Below are 5726 nucleotides of genomic sequence, written 5' to 3' on the forward strand. Positions count from 1 at the left end.
GCTACCTCACCCCGCTGGAGACCCGGCAGCGTCTGGAACAAGAACACGCCCTCGTGGCGTAAGCATCGAGTGTCCAAGATCACGGGGAAGCTTCAGCTTGGCGGCCCGGTTGTGCTGGTCTGGGACAACCTCAACACCCACCTCACCGCCGGCATGCGCCGCTACATCGCCGACCGCGACTGGCTCACTGTCTTCCAACTGCCGCCCTACGCACCCGACCTCAACCCGGTCGAGGGCATCTGGTCCGTCCTACGACGCACCACCGTGGCCAATCGTGCCTTCGCCGACCCCGATGACTTGATCACTGCCGTCCGACGCGGCCTACGCCAACTCCAGTACCGCCACGACGTCCTCGACGGCTGCCTCACCGGCACCGGCACCGGCCTCCGACGCCAGCCACCATGACGACATCACGCATTCAAGGTCAGTAGTGCGAAGTATTCGGGTGGGCTGGTCGGCGCAGGGAGGATGTGCCCCGTCAGTCCGGAGAAAGGCGAGTTCTCCAGACTTCCTGATGTCTCATGAGACTTCAGGCGCCGACGCATCGGTCACCCCGCCGCCGCGATGTCGCCAGGGGTGAGGTCATCCCGAATACGCAGGTAGCGCACTGGGTGCCGGTGTCGGCCGCGGTCTACCGCCGTGTCAGCGCGTACCTCGGCGACGAGGTTCGGCTGGACGGTGACGTACCGGAGCTTGTTCCCAGAGCCCCATCCAGCGCTGATCTGCATTCCCGTCCACGGATGCTCGGGCCCGCCGGGGGTCAGCGCGGCCCCCAGCTCGCGCCGGCGCCGCGCGGCGGGGCCCGGACGGGTGCGGCGAGGGCGAGCGGCACGGGGAACTCCACCCGCCAAGGGTGACCCGGCACCGTGAATTAATTGGGGAGGCGCAATGCTCAAGCGCGCACGCTGCGAATCGTCGAGGAAGCATTGGAAAGCGGGGACGGCACGCTGCGGCTGATCGTCTTCATGGGAGCGGCCACCTGCGCCGCACTCACTCTCGGTGGTGGCGCCTGGCTCGCGGGTCTGCTGTAGCGGTACTGAGGCGCGATCCAGATTTTTCGGAGTTCGGCGGTCTGAGGATGTCGAGAACGTGCCACCGGCTCCGTCCCAGGGACATCAGCGGCCACCACCGGCCGCACGAGGAAGAAGGAGAAACCAGCATGGCGATTCAGCGGATGGACAACGTCGGCATCGTCGTCGAGGACATGGATGCCGCCATCGCGTTCTTCGTGGAACTCGGTATGGAGCTGGAGGGCAGGGCGGAGGTCGAGGGCCTCTTCGCCGACCAGTGCACCGGACTCGACGGCGTCCGCTGTGACATCGCGATGGTCCGGACCCCGGACGGTCACAGCCGGCTCGAGCTGGCGAAGTACCGCAGCCCCGCGGTGATCAGCGCCGGGCCGCGCAACCGGCCGCACAACATTCTGGGCACGCACCGCGTCATGTTCGCCGTCGACGACATCGAGGACACCGTTGCCCGCCTGCGCCCTCACGGCGCCGAACTCGTCGGCGAGATCGCCCGGTTCGAGGACAGCTATCTGCTCTGCTACCTCCGCGGCCCGGAGGGCATCATCGTCGGACTGGCCGAGCAACTGCGCTGAGAAGGAGGAACCGAACCATGCAGCCGAACGAGAGGGTCTGATGCAGGCTTGTTGTCACTGTGACTGAGTCGGCGAGCGTTCACTTGGCCAGTTGAGCGTTGGCGCCGGTTGAGGCGGCCAGGAACTGTCAGTGGCTGGTGGCAGGATCGCCGGTATGGTCTTCGTGCGTACTACTCCGCCGCGGCCGGTCGACGTCACCGCGGTCTTTCCTGAGCTGGCTCCGTTGGCGCGAGCTGCAATTCGGCTGCACCCTCGTGCCGGGTCGCCTTCGGTGTGGGAGAGCTCGGTCGGGGGGCCGTTGTTGTGGCCGGCTGAGGAGCCATGGCCGCACTGTGAAAGCTCGCACGCGGGCAGCGGAGTGTGCCAGTCACCGGCAGAGGTGCGGCTCAAGAGGCGCAGGCGGGCCCGGCTGCACCGTGATCCCCATGGTCCTCAGTACACGCCTGAGGAGGAGGCGATCCAGGAGCGCAATGCCGCGATGTTCATGGAGCGACTCGACGCCGGCCCTCCGTGGCCCGCGGAGTGCCCGGTCCCCATGCTGCCAGTGGCCCAGCTGTATGTGCGCGACGTACCCCTGTTGCGGCCGCCCGGACAGGCCGACTTGTTCCAGGTGCTGTGGTGCCCTTACGACCACGAACCGCATGCCAAGCCTTCGACCGCACTGTTCTGGCGGTCCGCGGCGGAGGTCGGCGATGTCCTCGCCGTGCCGCCGGAACCGTATGAGGCGGACTGGGAAGGCTATGTGCCGGAGCCGTGTCTGCTGGCACCGGAACAGATCACCGAGTACCCCAATAGCCTCGATCTGAGCGCGGAGGTGCGGCAGCTGCTGGGGGACTGGAGCAGATGGCAGGCAGCTGACGTCGGCGTGGACGGCTCGTACGCGGACTATCCGGCGGAGTTCTATGACTGTGAGCTGGCTGACGCTCCCGGCTGGAAGGTCGGCGGCTGGCCCCCGTGGGGCCGCACCGACCCGTATCGTCGATTCTGCGCTGTCTGCGACGCTCAGATGGTCCCGCTGCTGACCATCGCCTCCTTCGAATGGGACAGCGGTAGTCGCGGCTGGGCACCGTACGAGGATCAAGCCGCCGCGTTTTCCGCCGGTCACGTCGCCGGCCAGAACCCCGCGCAGCCAACCGCGGTCGAAGTCGGCAGCACCGACAGTCTGCAGCTCTACGTCTGCCCGGCATCTCCGGAGCATCCGCACACCGACCTGATCCAGTGAGCTGTCGCTGAGCCCTCTTTCGCGAGGCCGCACACACCGCAACAGCCCTGTGCGGGGCCCGGGTCCGGCCGGCCGCGCGGCGGTCGGGGATTCAAACACTCCCTGAGCATCAAACCGGACGGACTGGCCGCCCGACCACAGTCACTGGCCCGCAGAGCCGGCCCGGTGGTCAGCGACGTACGACGCCGACGACATCGCGGCGGTCTTCGGTGACCGATAGCGCCGTCGGGCCGAGCATGCGCCCGCACCTGACCTCGAACCGGATCCGCCGCCATGCCGCCGAGCCCGCCACTCCGCAGTCGGACGGGCAGCTCACCCAGATCGTGCCGGAACCGCCGCCGGTCCCTGACCGGCCGCCACGGCCGCTCGGGAAGTTGTCGTCCGCCACGATCGACCAGATCGTCGCACTCGTCGCCGAAGAGTTTGCCGACGTCAGCCGCAACGCCCGGGCCGAGTACAAGCACGGCATGCGCCGCCTGCTGCACCTGCTGGCCGCCGAGCCGGGGCAGACCTGGCAGGAGCGATGGGAGGCGGCCGGTCTGAACCAGCCCGGCCGGGCGGTCGCCGACCTGGCCGACGGCGACCCCAAGTGGCGCAGCCGACTCACCCGGGCTGCCGGGATCGCCTTTGCCATGCGGCTGATCCAGCCGACCGAGGACGCCTTGCGGGCGACCAACCCTCGTCAGTACACCGAGAAGTTCCTGGCTCTCAGCCGTGATCCGCTCCTGGAGGAGTTTCGCACCCGGCTGCAGCGGCACCCGGTCAGCGCCGACGGACGCAAGAGCGCGATTCGGCATCTGTGCCGGGCCCTGACCATCTGCGGGATCGCCCTGGCCGACCTGACCCCGGGCGCGCTGGTGCACTACGCCAACGCCCATCCTGGATGCGGGATCGCCGGAGCCTGGCCGCTGCTGCGTGACAAGGGTGTCCTGCCGGCCTGGGTGCCGCAGACCACCTGCGTCGGCATCACGGTGACGACCCGGGGATGGAGATCAGCCACGAGACGATCTACCGATCGGTCTACACCACCCGCTGGAAAGTGATCCCTCGCGAGCTGTGCAAGCGCCTGCGAACTGGCCGCCCGATCCGGAAGAACAAGCGCCACACGGTGAAAAGACAGTGGCGCTCACAGATCACCGATGCCCGACCAATCGAGGAGCGGCCCCAGGCGGCGGAGGACCGCAGCGAGTTCGGGCATCTGGAAGGCGATCTGGTGATCGGCTCGAACAACAGCCAGGTCGCCACACTGGTCGACCGGAAGTCACGGTTCCTCACGGTCGTGAAACTCGCCAGCCGCCACACCACCGTGGTCGTTCCCGCTCTGGCCGAGACCTACGAACGCATGGACCCCCGACTACGCAGCACGCTGACCTGGGATCGCGGCATGGAACTGGCAGCCGACAAGCGGTTCACCGCCGACACCGGTGTCGACGTGTTCTTCGCAGCCCCGCGTAGCCCCTGGCAACGTGGCAACGAGAACACCAACAAGCTGCTCCGGCAGTACCTGCCCAAAGGCACAAACCTGTCGACGTTCAGCCAGGACGACCTTGACGCTATCGCGACGAAGCTCAACAACCGTCCGCGCAAGTGCCTGGGATTCCGCACACCAGCCGAGAGTGTTGCCTTGACCGGTTGAATCTAAGGCAGCCGGTTTGTGCGCGGTGGCGTGTCGTCACGCCCAGTCCTCCGGTTCCCAGGCGTGGAGCAGGTCGAGCAGCTCCGGGTCCCCGTCGAGTTGCAGGGAGTCCACCGAAATGCGTTGGTACAGGTAGAGGACCAGATCACTGGCTGTGCCGCGAATGGAGAGGCCTGCCGCGTCCGGGTCCTCGCCGGTAGCGGGCAGCCGGGTGGTCCGTGCACCGTCGCCGTCGACCGTGAGGCGCCAGGAGCGGTCCTCGGTGGCGTGGAAGTCGAAGGCGGTGGGCTTGTGCGGCCAGGCGCTCGTCGTGAAGCAGGTGATGAACAGGTTCTCCTCGACACCGTCGAGCGCCACCTCGACAGGCAGTGAGGCCGGCTCGCCCACGGTGAGCTGGGCGTCGTAGGTGTGCACCGCGATCTCCTGGACCTGGTGCCGGGCGACGCCACCGGCGGTGTGCGGCGTCTGTGTGTAACCCCAGCCGGTGAAGCAGCCCTGGTCCGGACCGGCCTCCCGCAGGGCCGCCAGCAACAGCTCGGTTGAGGCGGCCAGCCAGGCCAGCACGGCCTCGCGCTCCTGCGGCGCGACCGCGTCACCCTGGGCCGGGGTCCTGGACGTGGCGTCCGGCCCGGCGGCGACGGTGGCGGCCCAGCGGCGGCGGCCCTCGCCGATGTGCTGCACCAGGTCGGACAGCGTCCACCCGGGGCAGGTCGGCACGGGCAGGTCGAGGCTGGGCGCGGCGGCGATCGCGGCGCGGAAGGCGGTTGCACGTTCGTCGATCAGCCGCAGCAGATCGGGAAACTCCAGAGTCTTGTGCACAGCGGTAGTTCTATCATCTTGATCCATTTGCCCGACAGCGGTTTTCCCAGCCGGTACGGCGGGGAACTCCGGCCCAGGCGAGCCCACGCTCGGGCTTCCGCTACGCCACAGCCGAGCCCCGCGTCCCAGGCGACAGACCCACGATCCACTCGATCGCTCCGGCCGCCTCGGCCTCGGCCAAGATCGCGGTGGACAGCCGCTCCCAGGTCCCGTCCAACTCCCAGGTCCGGAAGCGGCTATACACCGTCTGCCGGTGATGCTCATCCCCTGCTGCTGCCGACAACCGCAACAGGAGACCGCGTTCTTGCTGTTCAGCGCCTCAACGCGCAGCCCAGGACCCCTTGGAATCAATCATCTAGTAGGACTCCGTTACGTCTGCGTCTCGGTCCTGTTTGGGGGCATGTTGGGGGTGTGGACGCACATGAAGTGAACCGGGCTCGGGCGAAGTT

7 protein-coding genes are annotated in these 5726 nt (G+C 67.9%); 5 read left to right on the forward strand and 2 right to left on the reverse strand.

The features are described 5' to 3' along the window. The 5 genes from ACZ4WS_RS47665 to ACZ4WS_RS47685 all read left to right on the forward strand — a co-directional run. The coding region (locus ACZ4WS_RS47665) for a transposase (RefSeq protein WP_467990475.1) at positions 1 to 405 on the forward strand (405 nt) is incomplete at its 5' end. 754 nt (positions 406 to 1159) lie between these two features. Beyond that, a complete protein-coding gene (locus tag ACZ4WS_RS47670; protein WP_037694117.1) occupies positions 1160 to 1600 on the forward strand; it encodes a VOC family protein in 441 nt (146 codons plus the stop codon). Positions 1601 to 1754: 154 nt separating this feature from the next. Next, positions 1755 to 2822, forward strand: a complete 1068-nt coding sequence (locus tag ACZ4WS_RS47675) for a hypothetical protein (RefSeq protein ID WP_467990477.1) — start codon at positions 1755 to 1757, stop codon at positions 2820 to 2822. A 209-nt stretch (positions 2823 to 3031) separates the two neighbouring features. Continuing rightward, positions 3032 to 3865: a hypothetical protein gene (locus tag ACZ4WS_RS47680; RefSeq protein ID WP_467990479.1), complete on the forward strand. Its 834-nt coding sequence runs from the start codon at positions 3032 to 3034 to the stop codon at positions 3863 to 3865. Then, a complete protein-coding gene (locus ACZ4WS_RS47685) occupies positions 3808 to 4458 on the forward strand; it encodes an IS30 family transposase (RefSeq protein ID WP_467990481.1) in 651 nt (216 codons plus the stop codon). Before ACZ4WS_RS47680 ends, ACZ4WS_RS47685 begins: the two co-directional genes overlap by 58 nt. A gap of 36 nt (positions 4459 to 4494) precedes the next feature. Here ACZ4WS_RS47685 and ACZ4WS_RS47690 read toward each other — a convergent pair whose 3' ends face one another. Beyond that, positions 4495 to 5277, reverse strand: a complete 783-nt coding sequence (locus ACZ4WS_RS47690; RefSeq protein WP_467990482.1) for a maleylpyruvate isomerase family mycothiol-dependent enzyme — start codon at positions 5275 to 5277, stop codon at positions 4495 to 4497. A gap of 100 nt (positions 5278 to 5377) precedes the next feature. Then, on the reverse strand, positions 5378 to 5521 hold the full coding sequence (locus ACZ4WS_RS47695; RefSeq protein WP_467990484.1) for a hypothetical protein: 144 nt from the start codon (positions 5519 to 5521) through the stop codon (positions 5378 to 5380). Between the last annotated feature and the right edge of the window lie 205 nt (positions 5522 to 5726).

The organism is Streptomyces sp. NPDC029292 (assembly GCF_055569295.1).

Bases quoted from the DNA above. Each gene is read 5' to 3' on its own strand.
- ACZ4WS_RS47685 (WP_467990481.1), top strand. From the start codon at position 3,808: ATGGAGATCAGCCACGAGACGATCTACCGATCGGTCTACACCACCCGC.
- ACZ4WS_RS47675 (WP_467990477.1), top strand. From the start codon at position 1,755: ATGGTCTTCGTGCGTACTACTCCGCCGCGGCCGGTCGACGTCACCGCG.
- ACZ4WS_RS47670 (WP_037694117.1), top strand. From the start codon at position 1,160: ATGGCGATTCAGCGGATGGACAACGTCGGCATCGTCGTCGAGGACATG.